Raw genomic sequence first — 25,382 nt, forward strand, 5'->3', positions numbered from 1 at the left:
GTAGTTAGCAAAAAGCCTCTTGCGTGCAAGAGGCTTTTTTGTGTATCCGTCGGGCAACCGTCGGCGGCTGCCCTTGTTTTTGCTTGGCCTTGGCGTCGGATTCTATTTGACCAGATCGGTCTTGAAGCCGATGCGCACGGCGCCCCAGTGGCGGCCACCGATCAGGATGGGCATCGAGAGGTCGGCCAGGATTTCGCCGGTGTCGCGGACGTAGGTCTGGAACAGCGAGGACTTCTGGTTCTTGGCCAGCTTGAGGCCGACCGGGTCGTTGAACATCCGCTTGTGCCGGCATTTGACCAGGTCTACGGCCGGGTCGCCGCTCGGCTGGTTGGAAAAGACGCCATTGTGGGCTGGTGCGTAGCCGTTGGTATCGACCGAGAGCGAATAGGTCAGGCCGGGCACGTCGCGTAACAGGTCATCGTACATGCGGGTCAGTTCCCCGTCGCACTGGCTGTCGTAGGCCGTCGTGTAGCGCTTCGGGTTGGAGCCGGGGATTTCCTTGTAAGCCTGATCGAAGACATTGACGCCGCGGTCGGCCAACTTCTGCAGCACGGCGGTGACGTTGTCGCGGAAGCCGGCGCACTTGTCGTGCAGAGTGTCGAACATGCTGTTGCCGGTACGGAAATCGGCCAGCGTGCATTGCAGGTCTTCGGTTGATTCGCGCAGGGTTTTGGCGCTGTCCAGGCATTGCTTCATGCGCCCGGAAATGTCGCGCGAATGGTCGCGGATGCCTTCGACTTCGTGGTGGATCGTCTGATTGCTCTCGCGCAGGTTGTAGATTGCCGCCGAGATGGACGACAACTGCTCGGTGGTCTGCTTGAAGTCGGCGACCATGGTCGTCAGGTCTGCCGCCGAGGTTTCGATGTAGCCGTTGGCCCGCGTCACTTCGCCGACGATGGTCTGCGTCTTGGCTGAGGTGTCAGACACCAGGTTGATCATCGACTGGGTGTTCTGGCCGATGACCTGGGTTGCCGTCTTGACCTTTTCCGCCAGTTTTCGCACTTCGTCGGCGACTACGGCAAAACCGCGGCCAGCTTCGCCAGCCCGGGCGGCCTCGATGGCGGCATTGAGGGCCAGCAGGTTGGTTTGGTCCGAAATGTCGTTGATCAGCGAGACGATCTGGTCGATCTTCATCGAATTGGTATGCAGTTCGGCGACCGTTGCCGAGAAGTGATCGATGTGTGCGTTGGTCGACCGCATGGTCGACGCCACGGTTTCCATCTGCTCCAGCGAGCGCTGAGCGAGGTCGAGGTTGTTCTTGGTCGATGCCTGGATCGCGTCCGAATTCCTCGCCACTTCGCTGACTGCCTGATTGACCAGGTTGCTCGACTCGAAGACATTAGCGGCCAGAGCTTCCTGGCGGCGCACCGCATCATCGGTCTGTTGCACCTGGCTGTTCATTCGGGCGGCATCGGCGGCAATGCTGACGCTGCGCTCGCGGGCATGCGAAATGAGGCCGCGGACGCGGCTGAAAAAACGGTTGATGTTGCCGGAAATACGCCCGGCAGCATCACTGCCGGAATGCCCTACCGAGTACGAAAGGTCAGCGCTACCGTCAGCGATCGCCGCGATGTCGCGGTCAATCTTCTCGAGAGCGCGGCTGTTGCCAAAAAATCCCATGATGTGTCTCCTGAATCTTTTTTAGTGGACGGGATTGCGGTGCAATGGTGATCGTCTTCCCGATTTTTTTCGGGCGGCGTCATTATTTATTTTTTAGGTGCTGCGCTGGCGTGAAGCGAGGCGGCCGAGGATGAATCCCTTGATTTCATGGAAGGGTATCGGCTTGCCGAAAATGGTGATGTCGGACGGCAGGCCGCGCTCGAGAATCTCGTCGCGGTCGATGGCGCTGACGACGATGATGTCCATGCGGGCCAGATCGTTATTGGCACGCAGGCGGCGGATCATTTCGAACCCATCCATGCCCGGCATCATGAGGTCGGCGATCAGGATATCGGGAACGCGTTGGCCGACTTGCAGCAGGCCGTCGAAGCCGTTGGCGACGATGCGCAGCTTGATCGGCAGATTCCAGCTATCGACGGTCATCTGGTAGAGCATTTGCAGGGTCAGGTCGTCCTCGGCGACGAGGACCTCGATCTGGCCGTTGTATTCCTGAGCGCTCGGCGTCAGGTTGCGCCGACGGGCGAGCAGGGCGTCAACTGAGGCAACCGGAATGCGGCGATGGCCGCCGGCGGTCTTCCACGCTTCGAGTGCACCGCTCTCAACCATGTTCTGAACGGTGCCCAAGGAAACACCCAGACGGAGGGCTGCTTGCCGGGTGCTGAGATATTCGGAATCGGCCATGATTTTGTCTTTGCTGAAATTACAAATTCGCCAAATTTTATCCTGTAATCGCGCGAAACTACAATAAAAAAAACCCGAGGCGTGTTAGCCCTCGGGTTTTTGCCACGGATGCCCAGCCAGTGGGCAAATGCGGGGATTACAGTTTCTTGGCGTTCTTGGCCAGGTAGGCGGCAACACCTTCGGTTGACGCAGTCATGCCGGGCTTGCCCTTGTTCCAGCCAGCCGGGCAGACTTCGCCGTGCTCCTCGAAAAATTGCAGGGCATCGACCATGCGCAGCATTTCGTCGATGTTGCGGCCGAGCGGCAGCATGTTGACGACCTGGTGCATGACGACACCGGTCTTGTCGATCAGGAAGGAGCCGCGCAGGGCAACGCCGGCAGCTTCAAGCTCAACGTCGTAGGCGCGGCAGATGTCGTGCTTGACGTCGGCGACCAGCGGGTAGCCGACCTGGCCGATGCCGCCGTCCTTGATGGCGGTGTTCTTCCAGGCCAGGTGGGTGAACTGGGAGTCGATGGAAACGCCGATGACTTCGACGCCGCGCTGCTTGAACTCTTCCAGCCGGTGATCGAAGGCGATCAGCTCGGACGGGCACACAAACGTGAAATCGAGCGGGTAGAAGAACAGGACAACGGGCTTGCCCTTGAAGGAGGACAGCTTCAGTTCCTTGATTTCATTGTTGCCAAATACGGCGGTGGCGGTGAAATCCGGGGCTTGCTTGCCAACGAGAACGGCCATGGGGGAACTCCTTGTAGTGATGGGTTTGTGGGTTGGGGGGAAACAGGCAATTTAACCAAGCGGGCATGACGTGTCAAACGGGTATTTTCGCGCCGACAGCCCAAGCGGGATGCGGCATGGCTTGTCCGGAAAGCGCGGGTCGCTGGCATAATTACAGCATGAAAATAATGATAGCCGAGCAGACTGGCGGAGGGGCCGGGAGATGCTGAAGGTGCTGGTTTTTCTGCCGGTGGCGGGGGCGGTCCTGCTGGCCGTTTTGCCGGTGCGTCGCGCTTTGCCGCTGTGGCAGGTGGCGATGGCTTTTGCGCTGGGGGCGCTGGGTTATTCGCTGTGGCTGGCCGGGCAGTTTGATGCGGCCGGGCCGGCGCTGCAGATGTTCGAGAGCCGGGCGTGGAATCGCCGGCTTGGTTCCTATTTTGCGCTTGGCGTCGATGGCATTTCCCTGGCCATGGTGCTGCTCACGGCGCTGCTCTCGCTGATCGCCGTGCTCATGTCGCGGCGTATGGAAGCGGGGGCGCGACTTTATTTCGTGCTGGTGCTGCTGCTTGAGTCGGCGATGTTCGGTGTCTTTACGGCGCGCGACTGGTCGCTGTTCTACGTCTTCTGGGAAGCGACGCTGCTCCCTCTGTTCTTCCTGATCGACCGGCTGGGCGGGCCGAACCGGCAGCGTGCGGCACTCAACTTCTTTCTGTACACGCTGGGCGGTTCGGTGTTCATGCTCGTCGCCCTGCTCTTTCTATATGACGCGGCGCCCGGCCACAGTTTTGCCATGGCCGACATGGCCGAGGGAGGGCGTGGCCTGCCGCTCAATACGCAATTGCTGATCTTTGCCGGCTTCTTCATCGGCTTCGGCGTCAAGATGCCGGTTTTTCCGCTGCACGGCTGGCTCCCGCTGGCCCACGTCGAGGCGCCCAGCCCTGTTTCCATCCTGCTCTCCGGCGTACTGCTCAAGATGGGCGCCTACGGGCTGATTCGCGCTGCCGAAACACTGCCTGCTGCGCTGCTGGCGACGCAGGACTGGCTGGCCATCATCGCTTTCATCAGCCTCCTTTACGGCGGCATCCTGGCCTGGCGGCAGCAGGATCTCAAAGCCATGGTCGCCTATTCGTCGATCTCGCACATGGGCGTCGTGCTGCTCGGCATCGCCACGCTCAACGTCACCGGCCTGACCGGCGCCGTCATGCAGATGGTGGCGCACGGGCTAACCGCCGGCCTGCTCTTTCTAATCGTCGGCCTGCTATATCAGCGCACGCACAGCCGCGACCTGGCCGATTACGGCTCACTGCTCGGCAAGGCGCCGCGCTTCGCCTTCTTCACGGCCTTCGGGCTGCTTGCCGCGATCGGCCTGCCGGGCAGCGCCGGCTTCATCGCCGAGTTGCACGCGCTGGTCGGCGGCTATCAGCGCTGGGGCGGCTGGGTGCTGATCCTCTGTCTCGCCATGCTCATCGGCGCGGCGTACAGCCTGCGTGTCATCGGTCGCCTGTGCCTGAAAGGCAAGCCCATGGACCTGCCCGACATGACGCGAACCGAAGCCGTGGCGGCCGGGATTCTGGCGGTGTGCATCCTCGGCCTCGGCATCTGGCCGGCGCCTTTGCTCGACCTGATCGCCGGCAGTGTCGGTCAGGTTGCCCGCCTGTTCGGGACATGAGATGAACGCCGAACACGATCTGCCCATCGGCGAGCGCCTGGCCCACTGGGTCGAACATCTGACCCATGTGCTGCCGGCGCAGGCGCCGATTCGCGATTTCGTGCACCACAATACCCTGCACGGTTTCCAGCATCTGCCCTTCGCCGAAGCACTGACGGCGGCCAGTGCGCTGACCGGGGCGACGACCTGGTGGCCGGAAGCGAAATTTCGCGAGTGTCTGGCCAGCGGGCGCATCAGCGCTGACGACCTCAACGCCGCCCTCGAAGATTTCGGCGTTGCCGATCTCGACGAGCCGCTGATCCGCGCCCTGAGCCGGCGCGATGTCCTGCTCGCCAGCCTGCTCGCCGGCAACGAAGCGCCCGATGCCAGCCGGCTGGGCTGGCTGCAGCGTGAAACAGCGCTCGCCGACGATTTCATTTTTGGCCATTTTTTCCGGTTGACCGTGGAAGTGCCCGCCGCAGCCCATGCGCAGCCCTGGCAGCCGCTCGCCCAGGCCCGCTGGGCCGAACTCTGCGGCCGGGTCGGCAAATCCTGGACCTGGCGCAGCCTGCTTGAACACCTGAGCGGCGAGGATGTGCTCGAGCGCGTCCGTGGCATCCTGCAACGGCATCTGGCGGCGCATCTCGACCTCGGCGTCGCGGCCTGGCGCAATCCGGCGCAGGGGGAGGGCTTCTTCGCCGCCTGGCGGGCCAGCGCCGGACTCGATCTGGCCTGGGAAATGGACGAACTGCCCAATGTCCGCGACGAAATCCTGCACCTTCCCGACAGCCCGATCGACGTCCTGCTCGAAGAACTGCCGCGCCTGATCGCCGACGAAAGCCTGTGGCCCGGCTACCTGCAGCGCCTGAGCCTCGAGTTGCCCGGCTGGTCCGGCATGTTCCTCTGGCGCAGCCGCAATCCCGGCCGTGGCGACGGCACGCCGGTGGCCATGCTTGATTACCTCGCCGTGCGCGTCCTGCTCGAACGCCTGCTCACTGACGACCTGCTGCGCCGCCTGACCGGTGGGCCGATGCAACTGGCCGAGTTGCCCGAACACTACGCCGCCCGTCCCGAGGAATTCCTCGTTCGTGATGCCCGGCAGCAAGCCTGGCTGCCCGAAGAACTGCAAGGTCGCACTGCCTGCCTGGTCGATCTGGCGCGCAATGGGCATGTCGATGTCGACGAGTGGCGCCATCTGGCCGAAGCCATAGCCCTGGCCATGCGTGCCGCGCAGGCCGATAGCGCTGCCTGGCAACTGGCCGCGCTAAGCCGGCAACTCGGCCTGACGCTGGCTGACCTCGAAACCTTGAGCCGCGAAGAAGTCGTCGCCCTGCAAACTTGCGCCGGCAGCCTGGCCAGCGAGCAGCGCAGCCAGATCTGGCTGCTCGCTTACGAACGCCATTACCGCGAACAACTGTTCGCGGCACTGACTGCCAACCATCCGCGGCAGAGCGCGCCGGCCGCGCCATCGGCCCAGGTCGTCATGTGCATGGACGACCGCGAGGAGGGCACCCGCCGCCATCTCGAAGAAATCGCCCCGGACATCGTCACCTATGGCGCCGTCGGCTTCTTCGGCGTGCCGATCTACTGGCAGGGGCTGGACGATGCTGGCCGGACGGCACTCTGCCCGGTGGTCGTGCGGCCGACGCAACTCGTCCGCGAACTGGGCGTCGCCGGTGCCGAAATCGAAGAGGGCCAGCGCGCCGCCCGCCGCGAAAGACGCCTGCACTGGCGCGAACTTTTCTATCAGGCGACACGCCGACGCGCCGTGGCCGGCCCGATTCTGACCGCATTGGGCAGTCTGCCGGCGCTGACCGCGCTGACGGCGGTGACGCTGGCCCCCGGCTGGTTCGCCGAAACGGCGCGGCGCTGGCGCGAGCAATACGACGGCCGACTGCCGACCCGGCTCCAGCTGACCACCGAGCAACAAGTCGAGGCGACGCCCGAGCAGCCGCAACTTGGCCTGACCGACGCCGAGCAGATCAAGTGCGTCGAAGACTTCCTGCGCATGATTGGCCTGACCGGCAATTTCGCCCCGCTCGTCCTGATCTTCGGCCATGGCTCGGGCAGCCAGAACAATCCCCACCTCTCGGCCTACGACTGCGGTGCCTGTTCCGGCAAGCATGGCGGGCCGAATGCGCGGGTCTTCGCGGCCATGGCCAATCGCCCCGAGGTTCGCGCCGGGCTGGCCGAGCATGGCCTGTCGATTCCCGACACCTGCTGGTTCATCGCCGCCGAGCACAACACCTGCGACGACGGTGTCGAGTGGTACGACCTCGAAGCCGTGCCGGAGCGCTTCCATGCTGCGCTCGACACGCTGCTGGCCCAGATCGGCGAAGCCTGCCGGGCCCATGCGGCCGAGCGCTGCCGGCGCCTGGCCTCGGCGCCAGTGCGCCCGACGCCGTGGAAGGCACGCCAGCACATGCTCGGCCGGGCCTGCGACATTTCCCAGGCGCGGCCGGAACTGGGCCACGCCACCAACGCCGCAGCCTTCATTGGCCGGCGCGAAATGAGTCGCGGCCTCTTCCTCGACCGCCGCGTATTCCTGATTTCCTACGACCCGACGGGCGATGACGACGGCAGCATCGTCGAAGGCATCCTGCTCGCCGCCGGGCCGGTCGGCGCCGGCATCGCGCTTGAGTATTATTTCTCGACAGTCGACAACGAACATTTCGGCTGCGGCTCGAAAATCACCCACAACATCACCGGCCTGTTCGGTGTCATGGAAGGCGCCGATTCCGACCTGCGCACCGGCCTGCCCTGGCAGATGGTCGAAATCCACGAGCCGATGCGCCTGCTTGTTGTCGTCGAACAAACCACGGAGCGCCTGACCGCCATCCTCAATCGCCAGCCGCCGCTGCAGGAACTGATCAACAAGGAATGGATCGTTTTGGCCGCAAAATCCCCGTCGACCGCAGCAATCGAACTTTACTGCCCGCGCCGCGGCTGGCTGCCGTGGTCCGGCTCGGCAGTGCTGCCGCAGGTCGCGCATTCGGCCGACTGGTTTGCCGGTGAGTTGGAAGCGCTGGCGCCGGCCATCATTCTCGGAGGCCTTCGATGATCCCGCTGCTCGAAATTCTCCCCAACTGGATCTGGCTCGTCCCCGTCCTGCCGCTGGTCGCCGTCGTCATCAACGCTGCCCGCGTCCTGCTCGGCACGGCCACCGGCGATGCCGCCGAGCCGCTGACCGCCAGGCTGTCGTCGCTCGCCGCCTTCGGCGGGCTGGTGCTGTTGCTGGGCATCGATGCTTTGGCACTGATCGACGCCCCGCCCGGCCACCTTCGCCTTGCCCACTGGTTCGGCAACGGCAACTGGGAGGCGACCTTCTCCTTCATGCTCGACCCGCTGTCGCTGACGCTGGGCACGCTGACGGCCCTGATCGGCTGGCTGGTCATGCGCTTCTCGGCCAACTACCTGCACCGCGAGGCCGGCTTCCACCGTTTCTTCATCGCCCTCAGTTTCTTCCTGGCCGGCATCCAGATCGTGCTGCTCGCCGGCAACGGCCTGCTTGCCTTCGTCGGCTGGGAGATGTGCGGTGTCTCGTCCTTCCTGCTCATCGGCTATGCCTGGCACCGGCCAGTGGCGACCGGCAATGCGCTGTTCGCCTTCGTCACCAATCGTGGCGGCGACGCCGGCTTTCTGCTCGCCCTCGGCCTTGCCGCCACCTGGCTGGGCGGTTTCGAGTGGACGCTGCTGTCGAAAGCCTCGCAGATCAGCGTCGTCAATGACCGGTTGCTGGTCATCGGTTTCGTTATCGCGGCGCTCGCCAAGTCGGCGCAACTGCCGTTCTCGGCGTGGATTACCAAGGCGCTGGAAGGGCCGACGCCGTCGTCAGCCATTTTCTACGGCGCGGTCATGGTCCACGCCGGCGTCTATTTGATGCTGCGCCTCGAACCGCTGCTCGTCCAGGTGCCGGACGTCATGTTCGGCCTCGTTGTCGCTGGCACGCTGACGGCGATCTACGCCTGGTTGTGCGGCCTGGTGCAGACCGACGTCAAGTCGGCGCTGATTTTTGCCACGCTCTTCCAGGTCTCGCTGATGTTCGTCGCCATCGGCCTCGGCTGGACGACGCTGGCCCTCGTCCACCTCTGCCTGCATGCCGGCTGGCGGGTCTGGCAGTTCCTCGTCGCGCCATCGTGGCTGGTCATCACCCGAGAGCGGCCGCCACCGCCGCCGGCCTGGCTACGCAACAATCAGTTGTTGTACACCGCCGCCCTGCAACGTTTCTGGCTCGACAAGCTGGCCGATACGCTGTTCGTCCAGCCGACGGCATCCTTCTCGCGCGATGCGCACGCCTTCGAGGAGCATTTCATCGACCACGCCATCGGCCAGCCGGGGCAGGGCAAGGCGGTCCATGCCGACCGCCCGCTGGTCGTCGCCGATGGTTTGCCGGGGCGCCTGCTGGCCTGGGCCTCGGATGTCCTGCAACGCATCGAATATCGCCTGCTGCTGCGCGGCAAGGGCGGCACCGCCGAAAAGCTCATGCACCGGGCCGGCGCCTACCTGCGGACGCTGGAAAATCTGCTTGAACAGCCGCGCTATCTGATGATGGCCGTGATGGCGACTTTCGTGGTGATCCTGTGACCAGCGGCCTGACCGAAATCTTCTGGACCGAGCAGGCCAGCCTGCCCTTGCTCCTCGTCCTGCAACTGCTGCCGCTGCTCGGCGCGGCCGTGGTTTATGCCTTCGACGAGCGGCGAACCGGCGTCACGCTTGGCAAGGTCTTCGCGCTGGGCGAACTGTTGCTCTGCATTGTCGCCGTCAGCCACATCAACCCGACCCTGCCCGCCCTGCAACTGGCCGAACGCTTCGCACCGCTGGCCTACCATGTCGCGGTCGATGGCCTGAGCCTGCTCTTTTTGCTGCTCGCGGCGCTGCTGACCTTCCTCATGACGCTGTACGGCATGAGCCGCGGCATGATCTCGCCGGGCCGGCTGTTTGCCGTGCTGCTGCTGGCCGAAGCCGGGCTGGTCGGGATGCTGGTGACGGTCAATGTGGCTTGGTTCGCCGCCTTCTCGGCCCTCGAATTGTGGGCGGTGGTTTTCCTCCTCCGCCGCTGGGCCTCGTCGCGGGCTGAAATCCATGCGTTGGCCCGTTTCGTCCAGTATCAGGCCTTCGGCTGGGTGCTCTTTGCGGCCGGTTGCCTGGTCCTCGGCTGGGGCCACGCCGAGGCGACCGGCGGGCGGTGGAGCTTTGATCTCTTCGACCTAGTTGGCGCCGTGCCTGTCGGCAAGTTCCAGACCGCCGCCTTCTACCTGCTGTTCTACGGGCTGGCCGTGCGCACGCCGCTCTTCCCGCTGCACGGCTGGCTGCCCAACATGGCGCAGCACGGCCTGATCGCCGTTGCCCCGGCGCTGATGGTCGGCGTCAAGGTCGGCATCTACGGCATGATGCGTTTCGTCCTGCCGCTGACCCCGGCGGCGGTCGAAACCTGGCAGCCCTACGTCGTCGGCTTCGCCATGGCCGGCGTCTTTTTCACGGCGGCGCTGGCTTTTCAGCAAAGCAACCTGCGCCGCCTGCTCGCCTTCGCCGTGGTCAGTCACACCAGCCTGCTCGTCATCGGCCTGTTCAGCCTGCACGAGTCGGGCATCCAGGGCGCCATGCTGCTCGCCGCCAACTTCGGGCTGGCGGTGACCGGCATGTGGTTCATCGTCGGTTTCGTTTTCCGGCGCACCGGGACGACCGAGTTGCACGAACTTTCCGGCCTGTTCGAGTGCATTCCCTTCCTCGCCATCGCCTTCCTGACCTTTGGCCTGGCCATCGTCGGCATGCCCGGCACGCCGGGTTTCGACGCGGCCCACCTCATTCTCGAAGCCTCCATCGACAAATTCGGCGCCCTGCCGACGGTGGCCACGGCCCTTGGCAACGTCGCGGCGGCCGGCTTCCTGCTCTGGGCTTTCCAGCGGGCTTTCCTGTCGCAGGCGAAAGCGGGCGGCCACGATGTCGACCGTACCTTGCCGATGGAATACGTCGTCTGCGGCATTGCCCTGGCCGCCATGCTGGCCATCGGTTTCTTCACCGAGCCCTGGCTGTATCTGACCGAAACGGCCAGCCAGGCCGCCGCGGCGAGGTTCGTGCGATGAGTTTGCCGCTGCTCTCCCTGCTCCTTTTTCTGCCGCTCGCCGGCATCGCGGCGATCTGGCTGCTGCCGGCGCGGGCGACCCGCCATGTCGTGGCCTTCACCATGCTCGTCACGCTGGCCCTGGCCACCGCCGCGCTGGTCGCCTACGACCCGGCCGGAGTGCGCTTTCAGCTGCTCGAACGGGTGACGTGGATCGCCAGCCTGAATATTCATTACCTGGTCGCGGTCGACGGCATTTCCGTACTCTTTTTGCCGGCCACGGCGCTGCTTTTCCTTGGCTCGCTGGTTGCCAGCTGGAATGCGGTGCCCGACGCGCCGCGCCTGCATTACAGCCTGCTGTTGTTGTTCGAGATGGCGACGCTGGGTATTTTCTGCGCGCTCGATACCGCGCTGTTCTTTGTCTTCTGGGAACTGACGCTGGTCCCGCTCTATTTCCTGCTTGGCCGCTGGGGCGTGACAGGCGGCAGCACCCACGCAGCGGCGCGCTATTTTCTGATCATGCTGGCCGGCGGCATCCCGCTGCTCATCGCTTTCGTCATCCTCGCCACCGGCCAGCCGGTGCTGACGTTCGACCTGACAGTCCTGCTCGGCGCGCCGCTGCCGCGGTCGACGCAAACGGCGGTTTTCCTGCTCTGCCTGATCGGTTTCGGCGCCAAGGTGCCGCTCGTTCCGCTCCACACCTGGCTGCCGCAATTCGCGCTGGCCGCGCCCGGTTCGCTGACGGCCCTGATCGTCGGCCTCAAGCTCGGCGCCTTCGGCCTGATCCGCTTTGCCATCCCGCTCGCCCCGCAGGCGGCGCTTGACCTGCACTGGCTGCTCGCCGGGCTGGGCACTGTGGCCATCCTCTACGGCGCGGTCGGCATGCTGGCTCAGAGCAACCTGCGCCTCGGCCTGGCCTACGCCAGCATCTGCCACGTCGGGCTGGCCGTGCTTGGCCTGGCTTCCTACACGGCGCAGGCGGCGCAGGGCGCGGTGTCGTTATTGCTCAGCTTCTCGGTGGCGACCGGTGGGGCGTTCGTGCTGTTGGAGTTTCTGCGTCAGCGCACCGGTTCAACCGACGTCAACGCGCTGGGCGGCGCCGCCAAAACGATGCCCATGCTCGCCACCGGCTTCATGATCTGCGGCCTGGCTGGGGTCGGCATGCCGGGCACGAGCAGCTTTCCCGGCGAATTCATGCTCATCATCGCCGCCCTGCAAAGCCACACCGGTGCCGGCATGGCTGCACTGTTCGGCCTGTCCATCGCGGCCGGCGGCTTCCTGTCGCTCTATCGAAAAGCCTTTTTCGGCCCGGTAAGCCGGGCGGCGGTGGCCAATGCCAGCGACCTGCGGCCGCGCGAATGGGCCGTCCTGGTGGCGCTCATCGTCATGATCGTCGGCATTGGCATCAACCCCGGGCCGTGGATCGAGATCGTCAGGCCGGCGGCTGAAGCGTGGGCGGCGGGTTTGGGGCGCTAAGCGTCAACCGGAAGATCTTAATTTTGGCCAAAATTTCCGGTTGACCGTGAAAGTCTGAAAATCAGGCCTTCTTGACGAATTCCGACTTGAGTTGCATGGCGCCGATGCCGTCGATCTTGCAATCGATGTCGTGGTCGCCGTCGATCAGGCGGATGTTCTTGACCTTGGTGCCGACCTTGACGACCGACGACGAGCCCTTGATCTTGAGATCCTTGATGACGGTGACCGAGTCGCCGTCCTGCAGCACGTTGCCGTTGGCGTCCTTCCAGACACGGGCCTGCTCGGTGCTTTCGCCAGCATCCTTGCTCCACTCATGAGCGCATTCCGGGCAGACGTAGTTCGTGCCGTCCTCGTAGGTGTATTCCGATTTGCACTTCGGACAGTTCGGCAAGCCGCTCATGGTGTTTCCTTTCAGTAATCTTCTTCGGAGTTGCCCATCAGGTTGGGCAACAGGATGTAGGCGCGTTTGAGGGCTTCGCTCAGGTCGGGCAGGACGTTATCGTCGCCCAGGTGGTCCACGAATCCCGAGCGGTAGAGCAGCGAACCCGGCTGGGAGTTGAGGCCGCAGACGAGCAGCGAGCAGCGACGTTTTTTTAGCTGATCGAGCAGGTTTTCGAGGCCTTCGAGGCCGGTGGTGTCGAGCTGGATCAGTTGGGTCATGTCTAGGATGACGACTTCCGGATGCCCGGCTGCCGGGTCGAGCAGCGCTTCGAGCTTGTTGACCGCGCCGAAGAACAGTGAGCCGAACAGTTGCCAGGCGGCGACCCGCATCGTCCCGTCCGGATAGAGAAATTGTGGCTCGGACGCTTCTTCGCGCAGGGGGCGGCGTTCGATACGGGTCAGTTCCGACATTCGGTAGATGAAGAACAGGCTGGCCAGTACCATGCCCAGCTCGACGGCGATTGTCAGGTCGAATACCACCGTCACGAAGAAGGTGGCGAGCAGAATGATCCGGTAATTGTAGGTGTAGCGGCGCAACTCGACGAACTGGTGCCATTCGCCCATGTTGATGGCGACGACCATGACGATGGCGGACAGCGTGGCGAGCGGCACGTAGGAGGCGAGCGGCGCGGCGACGAGCACGATGCCGATCAGCACGATGGCGTGGGTGATGCCGGCGATCGGCGTCCGGCCGCCGGACTTGACGTTGGTCGAGGTGCGGGCGATGGCGCCGGTCGCCGCAAAGCCGCCGAACAGTGGCGCGGCGATATTGGCCAGCCCCTGGGCCACCAGTTCCTGGTTGGGGTCGTGCCGGTCGTCAATCTGGCTGTCGGCGACGCGCGCCGAGAGCAGCGATTCGATGGCGCCGAGCAAGGCGATGGTGATCGCCGGCGAGATCAGTTTGCCGAAATCATGAATCGACAAATCAGGTAGGCCGAAATTGGGTAGTTCCTGCGGAATGCCGCCAAAGCGGCTGCCGATGGTTTCCACCGGCAGATCGAACAGGTAGGAGACCAGGGTGCCGACCAGCAGCACGGCGAGCGGGCCGGGAGCGCGGCGCAGGAAGGTGATGCGCTGGGCCAGCCAGTTGTACGACAGCAGGAAGGCGAAGCAGGCCGAGGCCAGGCCGAGTGTCGGCAGGTCGACCGTATGGGCGTAGGCGGCAAGGGTCTTGATGCGATGGAAAAACTCGGCCGGCAGGTTGTCGATTTGCAGGCCGAAGAAATCCTTGATCTGGGCGAGGAAGATGACGACGGCGATGCCGTTGGTGAAGCCGATGACGACAGTGACCGGGATGAAGCGGATCAGTTGTCCCATGCGGGCGAGGCCCATGGCGAGGAGAAAAAAGCCTGCCAGAATAGTGGCGCCCATCAGGTTGGCATAGCCGTGGATGGCGACGATGCCGTAAACAATGGGGATGAAGGCGCCGGTCGGGCCTCCGATCTGCACCCGTGAGCCGCCCAGTGCCGAGGTGATCAGGCCGGCAACGATGGCTGTCCATATGCCCGCGGTCGGAGAGCAGCCCGAGGCGATGGCGAAAGCCATGGCCAGTGGCAGGGCCAGTACGCCAACCGTGATTCCCGCTGCGACGTCCTTCCCGAGTTGCGCCCGGTTATAAGTCGGCAGGCAATCCAGAATCTTGGGGTGGAAGGCGATTTTCATGACGCGCGCTCGGAGGGTAAGCGCAGCATTATATGAGCACTGTGTTAATCGTCAATGTTAATCACATGTTAATATGATGCAACACGAATCAAACAAGAGTGAATCATGGAGAAACGCACAGCCCGTTTGACCATCCTGATCGATCCTCAGAAAAAGAAAATCTTTGAGGAAATCTGCGCGGCCAAGGACCTGACTTCATCCCAGGTTGTCCGTCGCCTGGTGCGCCAGTACATCATCGAAAATGCCGGCGACCGCGAGTTGCCGGCGTGGCTCAAGCCGAGCGGCAAGGCTGGCGACTAGTCCTGTTCGTTTTCAGGCGCTTTGCGCACCTTGTCCGGGTGATTTGCGCTGATATAGGCATCGAACTTGGCCTGCATTTGCGGCGACTGCTTGGCCAGTTCGCGCAGAATATGCACCACCGCCCACAGCATGACGGCAACCCCGCCGGCGGTGCACGCTACTGCTTCGACGGTCGACGTCGGAAAATTGGCCAGAATCGCCCCCTTGCCGGCGGCAAACCAGCTGGCTCCTATACCGACGCAGGCCAGGCCAAACATGTCGACCAGCGCATAGAGAAATATCGGGCCGGTCAGGGTCGGGCGGGGTGGGCGATTGGATCGATTGAGCATGTGCTTGGCCGGTAGTTGATCGGTTTGTTGATATTTATCAAATAGTCTTGACAAAGCAAAAGTCGAGGCTTGACTTATGCACAGAGTTGGGGCGATTTGGTGCTGGGTTTTTCTGTCTGGCTGATAGATTTGCCAGATTAGGGTGTGAAATTATATTTCATTTAAAATCAACCGCTTAGGCTTGAGCTCAAGTTTCGGGCAGGGTAAGGAAAATCCTTGTGTAACGGTCACTTAGCGACTTACCCCTTGATTCATTCACAGACTTATCCACAGTTTTTGTGGATAGTTCAAAAAGCCTAAACGATGTAGCTAGATTGGCTAGCTAAGTTAAAGTGATACCTTAAGTTGTGTCACAATTTTGCTGCAGCGCAGCAGGCGATTCCTTGCTGCGCCAACCGTTTCGGACGGTGTCAATTTATTTCACTCGCATCCCGGGCTGAGCACCTGAATCGGGCGATAAAAGGAAAATTCCGGAGGTTTTGTCCTCGGTGTCCGATGCGGCCAAAACCATCCCTTCTGACAACCCGAATTTCATTTTTCGCGGTGCCAGATTGGCCACCATGACGGTCAGGCGACCGATCAGTTGCGCCGGATCGTAAGCGGCCTTGATGCCGGCGAAGACGTTGCGCGTTTCGTTTTTACCGACATCAAGCGTCAGACGCACCAGCTTGTCGGCACCTTCGACGTGTTCGGCGTTGGCGATGCGGACAATGCGCAGGTCCACCTTCATGAAGTCGTCTATGTTGCAGAACGGCTCCCATGGGCTTTCGGACTTTACCTCGTTCTGCTGATGCTCGGCGTGGCGCTGCGGTGACTGCTGCTCCTGAGTCGGGGCCAGCGATTCCTTGTTGGCTTCGACCAGTTTTTCGATCTGTTTCGGATCGACGCGCGTCATGAGGTGCTCGTAGGCATTAATGCCATGGCCGGCCGCGAGCAGGCTTTGCGTGTCGGTCCAGTTGAGCGGCGCGATGTTGAGGAACTTCTCGACCTTGCCAGCGACCACCGGCAGGATAGGCTTGAGCAGTACGGTGAGCAGGCGGAAGAGATTGAGCGCATTGGTGCAGGCAGCGTGCAGCTCGACTTCCTTGCCTTCCTGCTTGGCCAGTTCCCAGGGCTTGACGCTATCGACGTACTGATTAGCGGCGTCGGTCAGCGCCATGATTTCGCGCATGGCCTTGCCGAATTCACGGGCTTCGTAGAGTTCGGCAACGCGACTGGCCGCTTCCTGAATGGACTTGATGGCAGGCAGGTCGGCAGCGGCAGGGGCGAGCTGGCCGTTGAAGCGTTTGGCGATGAAACCAGCTGAACGGCTGGCGATATTGACGTACTTGCCGACCAGGTCTGAGTTCACCCGGGCGCCGAAATCCTCGAGGTTGAGGTCGATGTCTTCCATGCTGGCCGACAGCTTGGCGGCATAGTAGTAGCGCAGCCATTCCGGGTTGAGGCCGGTGTCGAGATAGCTCTGGGCGGTGATGAAAGTGCCGCGCGATTTCGACATTTTGGCGCCATCGACCGTGAGAAAGCCGTGCGCGAAGATCTTGGTCGGCGTGCGGTAGCCGGCGTGTTGCAGTTCGGCTGGCCAGAACAGGGCGTGGAAGTAGAGGATGTCCTTGCCGATGAAGTGGTAGAGCTCAGTCGTCGAATCGGGCTTGAAGTATTCGTTGAAATCGAGGCCGTTCCGGCTGCACAGGTTCTTGAAGGAGCCCATGTAGCCGATCGGTGCATCGAGCCAGACGTAAAAGTATTTGCCCGGCGCGTCGGGAATCTCGAAGCCGAAGTACGGGGCGTCGCGGGAAATGTCCCAGTCGGTCAGCTTGTTCTCACCAGGGGCGCCCAGCCATTCCTGCATCTTGTTGGCGGCTTCGTTCTGCAATACGCCGTTGTCGCGGCTGGTGTATTGGCGCAGGAAAGACTCGCAGCGCGGGTCGGACAGCTTGAAGAAGTAGTGCTCGGAGGTGCGAAGTTCGGGCTTGGCGCCGGAGATGGCGGAATACGGCTCCTTGAGGTCGGTCGGCGCATAGGCAGCACCGCAGGACTCGCAGTTGTCGCCGTATTGGTCCTTGGCGCCGCATTTCGGGCATTCGCCCTTGATGAAGCGATCAGGCAGGAATAGCTGTTTGACCGGGTCGTAGTACTGCTCGATGGTCCGTGTTTCGATCAGGCCGGCGGCCTTGAGCTTGCCGTAGATGTCGTTGGCGCATTCACGGGTTTCGTCGGAGTGCGTGCTGTAAAAATTGTCAAAACCGACGCCAAAGCCGGCAAAGTCGCGCGAATGCTCGCCATGGACGCGGGCGATCAGGGCTTCCGGCGTGATGCCTTCCTTTTCGGCGCGCAACATGATCGGCGTGCCGTGCGTGTCGTCGGCGCAGACATACCAGCATTCGTTGCCGGCCATCTTCTGGAAACGCACCCAGATATCGGTCTGGATGTATTCGACCAGATGGCCAAGGTGAATGGCGCCGTTGGCGTAGGGCAGGGCGGAGGTGACGAGTATTTTGCGCGACATGGATGGGCAAGGCTGGAAAAATAAAGGGCAATTTTACCGCGAGGAAGCAGGGAGGCGATTCACAAATCCCCAAGGCCTATTCGCTGGCAATTGTTACAGAACGTAAACTAGTATGCTTGATTGGTAAAACATGATCGATCGATCATTGCCGAAGAGGCATGATCGGAGCAGAATCGCGGCGAAATGGGAGGGGTTATGAATTTTGCGGTGGTCGAGGACAGTAGAAGCCAGGCTGAGGTGCTCAAGGCGCTGTTGAAGAGCGAGGGGCATCAGGTCGAAGTGTTTCCGGACGGGAAATCCTGCATCGAGGCGCTACAGACGCGAAGTTTCGATTTCTTCATCATCGACTGGATTTTGCCTGACATTGGCGGCGACGAAGTGCTTCGGCATGTGCGCGAAAAGTACGGTTGGGACGTTCCGGTTGTCTTCTGCACGGGCCGCACCGATGAAGAGGCTGCATCGGACATCCTGCGCCTCGGTGCCGATGACTATATTCCGAAGCCGATCCGCTACATGGAATTCATGGCGCGGATTCACGCGTTGCTGCGCCGCCGCCAGCCACGCGCGGTGACCGTACAGTTTGGCAGCATCGAGATCGACATGGAAGGTCGGCGCATCAAGCTGGCCGGCGTCGAGGTCGATCTGACTCAGCGCGAGTTTGAACTGGCCGTCATCCTGTTGCACAACGTCGGTCGCGTGCTGTCACGCGATGAGCTGCTGACCAGCGTCTGGGCGCGTGATGCCGGGGTCGATACGCGTACGGTTGATACGCATGCCAGCCGCCTGCGCAAAAAACTTGGGCTGGCCGGCGAAAGCGGGCTGATGCTGTCGTCAGTCTATGGTCAGGGCTATCGCCTGGATAACGTCCATCAGGGCTGATTTCAGCCAATGGTTTCGGGTATACTGGACAAAATCACTCGGGTATTGCCCGTTGCTCATCCCAAAACCGGAGTTTCCATGAGTCTTTCAGAACAGCAAATCAAGGCTGCGCTTTCTGCTGCGGTCGACCCCAATACCGGCAAGGATTTCGTCGCCGGCAAGGCGGTCAAGAATGTGAAAATTGATGGCGCCGATGTGTCGTTCGACATCGAACTGGGCTACCCGGCAAAAAGCCAGATTGATCCGATCCGCCAGCAGGTAATCGCTGCCGTGCGTAGGCTCCCGGGTGTCGGTAACGTCTCGGCCAATGTCTTCAGCAAAATCGTCGCCCATTCCGTACAACTCGGCGTCAAGCTATTGCCGGGCGTCAAGAACATCATCGCCATCGCTTCCGGCAAGGGCGGCGTCGGCAAGAGTACGACAGCAGTTAACCTCGCTCTGGCACTGGCTCAGGAAGGCGCCCGGGTTGGTATTCTCGACGCCGACATTTATGGCCCGTCGCAGCCGCAAATGCTTGGCCTGGCCGGTCAGCAGCCGGAGTCAAAGGATGGCCAGAGCATGGAGCCGCTGGAGGCTTATGGCGTGCAAGCCATGTCGATCGGCTTCATGGTCGATGTCGAAACGCCGATGGTTTGGCGTGGCCCGATGGTCTCTCAGGCCTTGGACCAGATGCTGGGTCAGACCAACTGGAATGACGTTGATTACCTGATCGTTGATATGCCACCGGGTACCGGCGACATCCAGTTGTCACTGGCCCAGAAGGTGCCGGTGACCGGTGCCGTGATCGTCACCACGCCGCAGGACATCGCGCTGATCGACGCGCGCAAGGGGCTGAAGATGTTCGAGAAGGTCAATATTCCGATCATCGGCATCGTCGAAAACATGAGCATCCACATCTGTTCGAAGTGCGGCCATGAAGAGCATATTTTCGGCTCAGGCGGCGGCGAGAAAATGTGTGCTGACTACGACACTGAATTCCTCGGCAGTTTGCCTCTGGAACTGGCGATTCGCGAGATGGCCGATGGCGGCAAGCCGACCGTGGTCGGCGCGCCGGATTCGCGTACGGCCGAGATCTATCGCGGCATTGCCCGTCGTATCGCGATCAAGATTGGCGAGAAGGCCAAGGACATGACCTCGAAATTCCCCAATATCGTTGTGCAGAACACCTGATTTTTATACATGGTGGCCAACAAAGGCGGGTAAAATCCCGCCTTTGTTTTTTGTCGAGCGGAACCGGAAAAATGACCATCAAATCAGACAAGTGGATACGCCGGATGGCGGCAGAGCACGGCATGATCGAGCCGTTTTCGCCAGAGCTGGTGCGCGAAGCCAATGGTCAGAAAATTGTTTCCTACGGTACCTCCAGCTACGGCTACGATATCCGCTGCGCCCGCGAATTCAAGGTGTTCACGAATATCAACTCGACGGTGGTCGATCCGAAGAACTTTGATCCGAAGTCCTTCGTAGAGATCGAGTCCGATGTCTGCATCATCCCGCCGAACTCGTTTGCGCTGGCCCGCACGATGGAATACTTTCGCATTCCGCGCTCGGTATTGACCGTCTGCCTTGGCAAGAGCACCTACGCCCGGTGCGGCATCATCGTTAACGTCACGCCCTTCGAGCCCGAGTGGGAAGGCTACGTCACGCTGGAGTTTTCCAACACGACGCCACTGCCGGCCAAGATTTACGCCGGCGAAGGTTGCGCCCAGGTGCTGTTCTTCGAGTCCGACGAAGTCTGCGAGACGTCGTACAAGGACCGTGGTGGCAAGTACCAGGGGCAGGTCGGTGTTACTTTGCCGAAAATCTGACGTCAGACCGTAACGAAATCGTCTTATTCTGTGACCCGCTGCGGCGGGTCGCCGCATTTTAAGGATTCAACATGCGCTTCCACTTCCCCGTCATCATCATCGACGAAGACTTCCGTTCGGAGAATACCTCCGGTCTCGGCATCCGGGCGCTGGCCGAAGCCATCGAGAAGGAAGGTCTGGAAGTGCTGGGGGTTACCAGCTATGGCGACCTGACCTCGTTCGCCCAGCAGCAGAGCCGCGCTTCGGCCTTCATCCTGTCGATTGACGACGAGGAGCTGGCGCTTGAGCCGGAAGAGACGCTGGCCGAGCTGCGCGCCTTCGTCAAGGAAATCCGCAACCGCAATGCCGAAATCCCGATCTTCCTGCACGGCGAGACGCGCACTTCGCGCCACATTCCGAACGACGTGCTGCGCGAACTGCACGGTTTCATCCACATGTTCGAGGACACGCCAGAATTCATCGCCCGCAATGTCAAGCGCGAAGCCCGTGCTTACCTCGACTCGCTGCCCCCGCCCTTCTTCCGGGCGCTGGTTCATTATGCGGCGGACGGCTCGTATTCCTGGCATTGCCCGGGGCATTCCGGTGGCGTTGCTTTCCTGAAGTCGCCGGTCGGCCAGATGTTCCACCAGTTTTTTGGCGAGAACATGCTGCGTGCCGACGTCTGCAATGCAGTCGAGGAACTTGGCCAGTTGCTTGATCACACCGGCCCGGTTGCTGCTTCCGAGCGCAACGCGGCGCGCATCTTCAATTCCGACCACCTCTACTTCGTTACCAACGGTACCTCGACGTCGAACAAGATCGTCTGGCATTCGACCGTGGCACCGAACGATATCGTGGTCGTCGACCGCAACTGTCACAAGTCCATCCTGCACGCCATCATGATGACCGGGGCGATCCCGGTCTTCCTGATGCCGACGCGCAACAACTTCGGCATCATCGGGCCGATCCCGAAGTCCGAATTCCTCTGGGAGAACATCCAGAAGAAGATCGCCGCCAACCCGTTCATTACCGACAAGACCGCCAAGCCGCGCGTTTTGACAATTACCCAGTCGACCTACGACGGCATCCTCTACAACGTCGAGGACATCAAGCAGGAGCTGGACGGCAAGATCGATACGCTGCACTTCGATGAAGCCTGGCTGCCGCATGCGGCTTTCCACGATTTCTACGGCGATTACCACGCCATCGGCGCCGACCGTCCGCGCTGCAAGGAGTCGATGATTTTCTCGACGCAGTCGACGCACAAACTGCTGGCCGGTTTGAGCCAAGCCTCGCAGATTCTGGTCCAGGATGCCGAGAACCAGAAGCTCGACCGCGACATCTTCAACGAGGCTTACCTGATGCACACCTCGACCTCGCCGCAGTACTCCATCATCGCCTCTTGCGATGTCGCCGCGGCGATGATGGAGGAGCCGGCTGGTACGGCACTGGTCGAGGAATCGATTGCCGAAGCTCTCGATTTTCGCCGCGCCATGCGCAAGGTTGACGAGGAGTGGGGCGCCGACTGGTGGTTCCAGGTCTGGGGGCCGGACGATTTGTCCGAAGAAGGTATCGAGGAACGCGAAGCCTGGATGCTCAAGCCGGGCGAGCGCTGGCACGGCTTCAACAATCTGGCCGACGGCTTCAACATGCTCGACCCGATCAAGGCGACGATCATCACCCCGGGCCTCGACGTCGATGGCGATTTCGCCGACGAATTCGGCATCCCGGCCGCCATCGTCACCAAGTACCTGGCCGAGCACGGCGTTATCGTCGAGAAGTGCGGCCTGTACAGTTTCTTCATCATGTTTACCATCGGCATCACCAAGGGCCGTTGGAACACGCTGGTGACTGCGCTGCAGCAGTTCAAGGACGATTACGACAAGAATCATCCGCTGTGGAAGGTGCTGCCCGAGTTTGTGCAGAAGAATCCGCGCTACGAGCGCGTCGGCCTGCGCGACCTATGCACGCAGATTCACAGCGTTTACAAGCAGAATGACGTGGCCCGCCTGACCACCGAGATGTACCTCTCGGACATGGTGCCGGCCATGCGTCCGGCCGATGCCTTCGCCAAGATGGCGCACCGCGACATCGAACGGGTGCCGGTCGACGAACTGGAAGGGCGCGTCACGGCCGTGTTGCTGACGCCTTACCCGCCGGGTATCCCGCTCTTGATTCCGGGCGAGCGTTTCAACGCGACGATCTGCAACTACCTGAAGTTTGCCCGCGAATTCAATGCTCGCTTCCCCGGCTTCGAGACCGACGTCCACGGTCTGGTCAAGGGCGCTGACGGACGTTATTACGTGGATTGCGTGCGCTGAATGGCACGAATCGTCGATCGGCGCAGCGGGCTGACCGCTGCGCCACGACAATGATTTACTGCTTCCGGTAGGTCACGAAAGCGCAGCCCGCGCTTTTCAAATTTGACGTTTTTTTCCAGTTGACCGTGGAAACCTCGGGAAACCACGCATCGCCCTCGGGTTCGAGGTCGACTTCGGTGATTTCGAGACGGTCAGCCAGCACCATCGCCTGGGCGTAGATCTGCTCGCCGCCGATAATGAAAACGGTGTCCGCGGTCGACGCCAGTTTCAGGGCGTTTTCCAGCGAATCGGCCAATTGGGCACCGGGCGCGGCGTAGTCGGCCTGCCGGCTGATTACGATGTTGCGCCGGCCGGGCAGCGGGCGAAAGCGCGGTGGCAGCGACTCCCAGGTCTTGCGCCCCATGATCACCGTATGGCCGGCGGTCAGCGCCTTGAAGTGCGCCATGTCTTCCGGGATGTTCCAGATCAGCTGGTTATCCTTGCCGATCACGCGGTTCTTTGCCACGGCGGCAATGATGACGACTTCAGTCATGAGGAGTGCTCCGGAAACGGCGCAAATGATTGATCAGTCCGCGCGTCGACGGGTCGAGACCGTCAGTCGGTGCCTCGTCGCGTATGCAAGGGGCGAGCTTGCCAGCCAGTTGCTTGCCGAGCTCGACGCCCCACTGGTCGAACGAATTGAGATTCCACAGCACGCCAAGGCAGAAGACTTTGTGTTCGTAGAGGGCGATGAGCTGACCCAGCGTGAAAGGGGTCAGTTCGGGCAGAACCAGCGTTGATGACGGCTGATTGCCCGGGAAGCGGCGGAACGGCAACAAATGCTCGGGAATTCCGGCGACCCGCGCTTCGTCGACGGTCTGGCCGAAAGCCAGCGCCGACGATTGGGCGAGGCAGTTGGCGAGCAGGCCGCTGTGGTGACCGGGCAGCGGAAAATCGGATTTGCCCAACGCAATGAAATCGCAGGCCACCAGCTCGCTGCCCTGATGCAACAACTGGAAGAACGAGTGCTGGCCGTTGGTTCCGGCGGCGCCCCACAAAATCGGATTGGTCGGGTAATCGACTGCCAGACCGTCGCGGTTGGCGCGCTTGCCGTTGCTTTCCATTTCGAGCTGCTGCAGGTGCGAGGGCAGCAAGGCCAGCGAGTGGCTATAGGGAAAAACGCCTTGGCTGTGGGCGTCGAGGAAGTTGGTGTTCCACAGCGCGACGAGGGCCAGCGTCAGCGGCAGATTGCTGTCGGGCGCGGCCTTGAAGAAATGCTCGTCCATGGCGTGGGCGCCGGCGAGCAGTTGCTCGAAATGGCGGAAACCAACGGCCAGCGCAATGGGCAGGCCGATGGCCGACCACAGCGAGAAACGGCCGCCCACCCAGTCCCAGAACTCGAAGACGTTTTCCGGGGCGATGCCGAATTCGGCCGTGGCGGCCAGATTGGTCGAGGCGGCGACGAAATGCCGGGCAATGGCCGCTTCGTTGCCGGCCGCGGCGACTATCCAGTTGCGCGCGGTACCCGCGTTGGCCATCGTTTCCAGCGTCGTGAAGGTCTTGCTGGCAACGATGAACAGCGTGCTGCGTGGATTGAGGCGGGTCAGCGTGCTGGCCAGATCGGCGCTGTCGAGGTTGGAGACGAAATGGACGTTGATGTCTGGCTGCTGGAAGGCCGCCAGGGCATGAACCGCCATGCGTGGGCCAAGATCGGAACCGCCGATGCCGATATTGACGACATCCGTGATGCGTTCGCCCGAAAAGCCTCGCCACTGGCCGCCATGTATCTGTTCGCAAAAGCCGGCCAGGCGGGCGAGCACGGCTTTGACCTCGGACGGCGCAGTGTCACCAGCGCGCAGGTCGGCATGGCGGACGGGGCGTCCTTCCGTGTGATTGATCGGCTCGCCAGCGCGCATACGCTCGATCCAGGTACGCAATCCGGCCTGTTCGGCCAGTTGCCGCAACAAGCCCATGGTGTGCTGGTCGAGGCGCTGTTTCGAGTAGTCGAGCAGGAGATTGTCGGCCTGTATCGAGTAACGATAGAAACGGGCCGGATCAGCCGAAAATAGGTCGCGCAGGTGGCGGTGCTTGATGCTGCGCGCGTGTTCGGCCAGCGCGAGCCAAGCGGGACGAAGTGGTACCTGCATGGTCAGATGGCCACCTGGGCGGCGATGTGCGGATGCGGGTCGTAGCCGTCGAGACGGAAGTCTTCGAATTTGAAGGCAAAAATGTCGTTGACCGTCGGATTGATCCACATCGTCGGTAGCGGGCGTGTTTCGCGGGACAACTGCAGTTCGGCCTGCTCAAAATGATTCGAATAGATGTGTGCGTCGCCGAAGGTGTGCACAAACTCACCCGGCTGGTAGCCGCAGACCTGGGCCAGCATGAGGGTCAGCAAGGCGTAGGAGGCTATGTTGAAGGGCACACCGAGAAAGATGTCAGCGCTGCGCTGGTAGAGCTGGCAGGACAGCTTGCCATTCGCCACATAGAACTGGAACAGGCAGTGGCAGGGCGGCAGTGCCATGCTGTCCACATCGCCCGGATTCCACGCCGAAACAATGTGGCGACGCGAGTCCGGGTTGTTTTTGAGGCTGTTGACCAGTTGCGTGATCTGGTCGATCAGGCGGCCATCCGGGGTTTCCCAGCGGCGCCATTGCTTGCCGTAGACCGGCCCGAGGTCACCGTTTTCGTCGGCCCATTCGTCCCAGATGCGAACACCGTTTTCCTTGAGGTAAGCGATGTTGGTGTCGCCCTGCAGGAACCACAGCAATTCGTGAACGATGGATTTCAGATGGAGCTTCTTGGTCGTCACCATCGGAAAGCCCTTGGCTAGATCGAAACGCATCTGCCAGCCAAAGACCGAGCGCGTACCGGTGCCGGTACGGTCGGATTTTTCGTGCCCGTTCCCGAGAACGTGGCGCATCAGGTCAAGGTAAGGCTGCATCGAGTCGGCTATCCGGAGCTATCAATAAACGAT

At 61.8% G+C, this 25,382-nt stretch carries 20 protein-coding genes; 10 read left to right on the forward strand and 10 right to left on the reverse strand.

Going from position 1 to position 25,382, the window contains the following annotated elements; all coding sequences use genetic code 11:
• Positions 1–102: 102 nt before the first annotated feature.
• The 3 genes from KI613_RS02880 to KI613_RS02890 form a co-directional block, all read right to left on the reverse strand.
• Positions 103–1,620, reverse strand: a complete 1,518-nt coding sequence (locus KI613_RS02880) for a methyl-accepting chemotaxis protein (protein WP_226403718.1) — start codon at positions 1,618–1,620, stop codon at positions 103–105.
• A 93-nt stretch (positions 1,621–1,713) separates the two neighbouring features.
• On the reverse strand, positions 1,714–2,301 hold the full coding sequence (locus tag KI613_RS02885) for a response regulator (protein WP_226403719.1): 588 nt from the start codon (positions 2,299–2,301) through the stop codon (positions 1,714–1,716).
• Positions 2,302–2,437: 136 nt separating this feature from the next.
• Positions 2,438–3,037 carry a peroxiredoxin gene (locus tag KI613_RS02890; protein ID WP_226403720.1) on the reverse strand — a complete coding sequence of 200 codons (600 nt, stop codon included), beginning with the start codon at positions 3,035–3,037 and terminating at the stop codon, positions 2,438–2,440.
• A gap of 202 nt (positions 3,038–3,239) precedes the next feature.
• Here KI613_RS02890 and KI613_RS02895 point away from each other — a divergent pair, with 202 nt between their 5' ends.
• The 5 genes from KI613_RS02895 to KI613_RS02915 are packed head-to-tail and all read left to right on the forward strand — an operon-like array spanning position 3,240 to position 12,201.
• Entirely contained in the window at positions 3,240–4,685 is a 1,446-nt protein-coding gene (locus KI613_RS02895) for a complex I subunit 4 family protein (protein WP_226403721.1), read from the forward strand.
• Position 4,686: 1 nt separating this feature from the next.
• A complete protein-coding gene (locus KI613_RS02900; RefSeq protein ID WP_226403722.1) occupies positions 4,687–7,725 on the forward strand; it encodes a DUF2309 domain-containing protein in 3,039 nt (1,012 codons plus the stop codon).
• Positions 7,722–9,248 carry a proton-conducting transporter transmembrane domain-containing protein gene (locus tag KI613_RS02905; protein ID WP_226403723.1) on the forward strand — a complete coding sequence of 509 codons (1,527 nt, stop codon included), beginning with the start codon at positions 7,722–7,724 and terminating at the stop codon, positions 9,246–9,248. Before KI613_RS02900 ends, KI613_RS02905 begins: the two co-directional genes overlap by 4 nt.
• Positions 9,245–10,747 (forward strand): complex I subunit 4 family protein, encoded by a 1,503-nt coding sequence (locus tag KI613_RS02910; protein WP_226403724.1) that lies wholly within the window; start codon positions 9,245–9,247, stop codon positions 10,745–10,747. The genes KI613_RS02905 and KI613_RS02910 overlap by 4 nt, the downstream gene beginning before the upstream one ends.
• Positions 10,744–12,201: a complex I subunit 4 family protein gene (locus KI613_RS02915; RefSeq protein WP_226403725.1), complete on the forward strand. Its 1,458-nt coding sequence runs from the start codon at positions 10,744–10,746 to the stop codon at positions 12,199–12,201. Before KI613_RS02910 ends, KI613_RS02915 begins: the two co-directional genes overlap by 4 nt.
• A 61-nt stretch (positions 12,202–12,262) precedes the next feature.
• Here the strand turns inward: KI613_RS02915 and KI613_RS02920 are convergent, their stop codons facing one another.
• Positions 12,263–12,601, reverse strand: coding sequence for a zinc ribbon domain-containing protein YjdM (locus tag KI613_RS02920; RefSeq protein WP_226403726.1), 339 nt, complete (start codon positions 12,599–12,601; stop codon positions 12,263–12,265).
• An 11-nt stretch (positions 12,602–12,612) separates the two neighbouring features.
• On the reverse strand, positions 12,613–14,304 hold the full coding sequence (locus tag KI613_RS02925; protein ID WP_226403727.1) for a SulP family inorganic anion transporter: 1,692 nt from the start codon (positions 14,302–14,304) through the stop codon (positions 12,613–12,615).
• A 105-nt stretch (positions 14,305–14,409) separates the two neighbouring features.
• Between KI613_RS02925 and KI613_RS02930 the strand changes: the two genes are divergently transcribed.
• Entirely contained in the window at positions 14,410–14,604 is a 195-nt protein-coding gene (locus KI613_RS02930) for a ribbon-helix-helix protein, CopG family (RefSeq protein WP_226403728.1), read from the forward strand.
• On the opposite strand, the gene KI613_RS02935 is transcribed toward KI613_RS02930, so the two are convergent.
• Together KI613_RS02935 and metG are read right to left on the reverse strand one after the other, a co-directional pair.
• Entirely contained in the window at positions 14,601–14,933 is a 333-nt protein-coding gene (locus tag KI613_RS02935) for a DUF4007 family protein (RefSeq protein WP_226403729.1), read from the reverse strand. The two genes, KI613_RS02930 and KI613_RS02935, sit on opposite strands and share 4 nt — an antisense overlap.
• 415 nt (positions 14,934–15,348) lie before the next feature.
• On the reverse strand, positions 15,349–17,439 hold the full coding sequence (metG, locus tag KI613_RS02940; RefSeq protein WP_226403730.1) for a methionine--tRNA ligase: 2,091 nt from the start codon (positions 17,437–17,439) through the stop codon (positions 15,349–15,351).
• A gap of 195 nt (positions 17,440–17,634) precedes the next feature.
• Between metG and KI613_RS02945 the strand changes: the two genes are divergently transcribed.
• From KI613_RS02945 to KI613_RS02960, 4 genes are all read left to right on the forward strand, one after another.
• Entirely contained in the window at positions 17,635–18,318 is a 684-nt protein-coding gene (locus KI613_RS02945; RefSeq protein WP_226403731.1) for a response regulator transcription factor, read from the forward strand.
• Positions 18,319–18,396: 78 nt separating this feature from the next.
• Positions 18,397–19,488, forward strand: a complete 1,092-nt coding sequence (apbC, locus tag KI613_RS02950) for an iron-sulfur cluster carrier protein ApbC (protein WP_226403732.1) — start codon at positions 18,397–18,399, stop codon at positions 19,486–19,488.
• A 71-nt stretch (positions 19,489–19,559) separates the two neighbouring features.
• Positions 19,560–20,126, forward strand: coding sequence for a dCTP deaminase (gene dcd / locus KI613_RS02955; protein WP_226403733.1), 567 nt, complete (start codon positions 19,560–19,562; stop codon positions 20,124–20,126).
• 71 nt (positions 20,127–20,197) lie between these two features.
• Positions 20,198–22,426 (forward strand): arginine/lysine/ornithine decarboxylase, encoded by a 2,229-nt coding sequence (locus tag KI613_RS02960; RefSeq protein ID WP_226403734.1) that lies wholly within the window; start codon positions 20,198–20,200, stop codon positions 22,424–22,426.
• A gap of 55 nt (positions 22,427–22,481) precedes the next feature.
• Here KI613_RS02960 and KI613_RS02965 read toward each other — a convergent pair whose 3' ends face one another.
• From KI613_RS02965 to KI613_RS02975, 3 genes are read right to left on the reverse strand one after another with little or no spacing between them, the layout of a single operon-like run.
• Positions 22,482–22,958: a dihydrofolate reductase gene (locus tag KI613_RS02965; protein ID WP_226403735.1), complete on the reverse strand. Its 477-nt coding sequence runs from the start codon at positions 22,956–22,958 to the stop codon at positions 22,482–22,484.
• A complete protein-coding gene (gene pgi, locus KI613_RS02970) occupies positions 22,951–24,552 on the reverse strand; it encodes a glucose-6-phosphate isomerase (protein ID WP_226403736.1) in 1,602 nt (533 codons plus the stop codon). Before pgi ends, KI613_RS02965 begins: the two co-directional genes overlap by 8 nt.
• A gap of 2 nt (positions 24,553–24,554) precedes the next feature.
• Positions 24,555–25,349: a thymidylate synthase gene (locus tag KI613_RS02975; protein ID WP_226403737.1), complete on the reverse strand. Its 795-nt coding sequence runs from the start codon at positions 25,347–25,349 to the stop codon at positions 24,555–24,557.
• Positions 25,350–25,382: the final 33 nt, after the last annotated feature.

Origin of the sequence: Ferribacterium limneticum, from assembly GCF_020510585.1 — a bacterium.
Taxonomy (GTDB): domain Bacteria; phylum Pseudomonadota; class Gammaproteobacteria; order Burkholderiales; family Rhodocyclaceae; genus Azonexus.

What these genes read in the sequence shown, in the direction of transcription:
- KI613_RS02880 (WP_226403718.1), bottom strand. Translation starts at nt 1,620, where the DNA reads ATGGGATTTTTTGGCAACAGCCGCGCTCTCGAGAAGATTGACCGCGAC.
- KI613_RS02885 (WP_226403719.1), bottom strand. Translation starts at nt 2,301, where the DNA reads ATGGCCGATTCCGAATATCTCAGCACCCGGCAAGCAGCCCTCCGTCTG.
- KI613_RS02890 (WP_226403720.1), bottom strand. Translation starts at nt 3,037, where the DNA reads ATGGCCGTTCTCGTTGGCAAGCAAGCCCCGGATTTCACCGCCACCGCC.
- KI613_RS02895 (WP_226403721.1), top strand. Translation starts at nt 3,240, where the DNA reads ATGCTGAAGGTGCTGGTTTTTCTGCCGGTGGCGGGGGCGGTCCTGCTG.
- KI613_RS02900 (WP_226403722.1), top strand. Translation starts at nt 4,687, where the DNA reads ATGAACGCCGAACACGATCTGCCCATCGGCGAGCGCCTGGCCCACTGG.
- KI613_RS02905 (WP_226403723.1), top strand. Translation starts at nt 7,722, where the DNA reads ATGATCCCGCTGCTCGAAATTCTCCCCAACTGGATCTGGCTCGTCCCC.
- KI613_RS02915 (WP_226403725.1), top strand. Translation starts at nt 10,744, where the DNA reads ATGAGTTTGCCGCTGCTCTCCCTGCTCCTTTTTCTGCCGCTCGCCGGC.
- KI613_RS02920 (WP_226403726.1), bottom strand. Translation starts at nt 12,601, where the DNA reads ATGAGCGGCTTGCCGAACTGTCCGAAGTGCAAATCGGAATACACCTAC.
- KI613_RS02925 (WP_226403727.1), bottom strand. Translation starts at nt 14,304, where the DNA reads ATGAAAATCGCCTTCCACCCCAAGATTCTGGATTGCCTGCCGACTTAT.
- KI613_RS02930 (WP_226403728.1), top strand. Translation starts at nt 14,410, where the DNA reads ATGGAGAAACGCACAGCCCGTTTGACCATCCTGATCGATCCTCAGAAA.
- KI613_RS02935 (WP_226403729.1), bottom strand. Translation starts at nt 14,933, where the DNA reads ATGCTCAATCGATCCAATCGCCCACCCCGCCCGACCCTGACCGGCCCG.
- metG (WP_226403730.1), bottom strand. Translation starts at nt 17,439, where the DNA reads ATGTCGCGCAAAATACTCGTCACCTCCGCCCTGCCCTACGCCAACGGC.
- KI613_RS02945 (WP_226403731.1), top strand. Translation starts at nt 17,635, where the DNA reads ATGAATTTTGCGGTGGTCGAGGACAGTAGAAGCCAGGCTGAGGTGCTC.
- apbC (WP_226403732.1), top strand. Translation starts at nt 18,397, where the DNA reads ATGAGTCTTTCAGAACAGCAAATCAAGGCTGCGCTTTCTGCTGCGGTC.
- dcd (WP_226403733.1), top strand. Translation starts at nt 19,560, where the DNA reads ATGACCATCAAATCAGACAAGTGGATACGCCGGATGGCGGCAGAGCAC.
- KI613_RS02960 (WP_226403734.1), top strand. Translation starts at nt 20,198, where the DNA reads ATGCGCTTCCACTTCCCCGTCATCATCATCGACGAAGACTTCCGTTCG.
- KI613_RS02965 (WP_226403735.1), bottom strand. Translation starts at nt 22,958, where the DNA reads ATGACTGAAGTCGTCATCATTGCCGCCGTGGCAAAGAACCGCGTGATC.
- pgi (WP_226403736.1), bottom strand. Translation starts at nt 24,552, where the DNA reads ATGCAGGTACCACTTCGTCCCGCTTGGCTCGCGCTGGCCGAACACGCG.
- KI613_RS02975 (WP_226403737.1), bottom strand. Translation starts at nt 25,349, where the DNA reads ATGCAGCCTTACCTTGACCTGATGCGCCACGTTCTCGGGAACGGGCAC.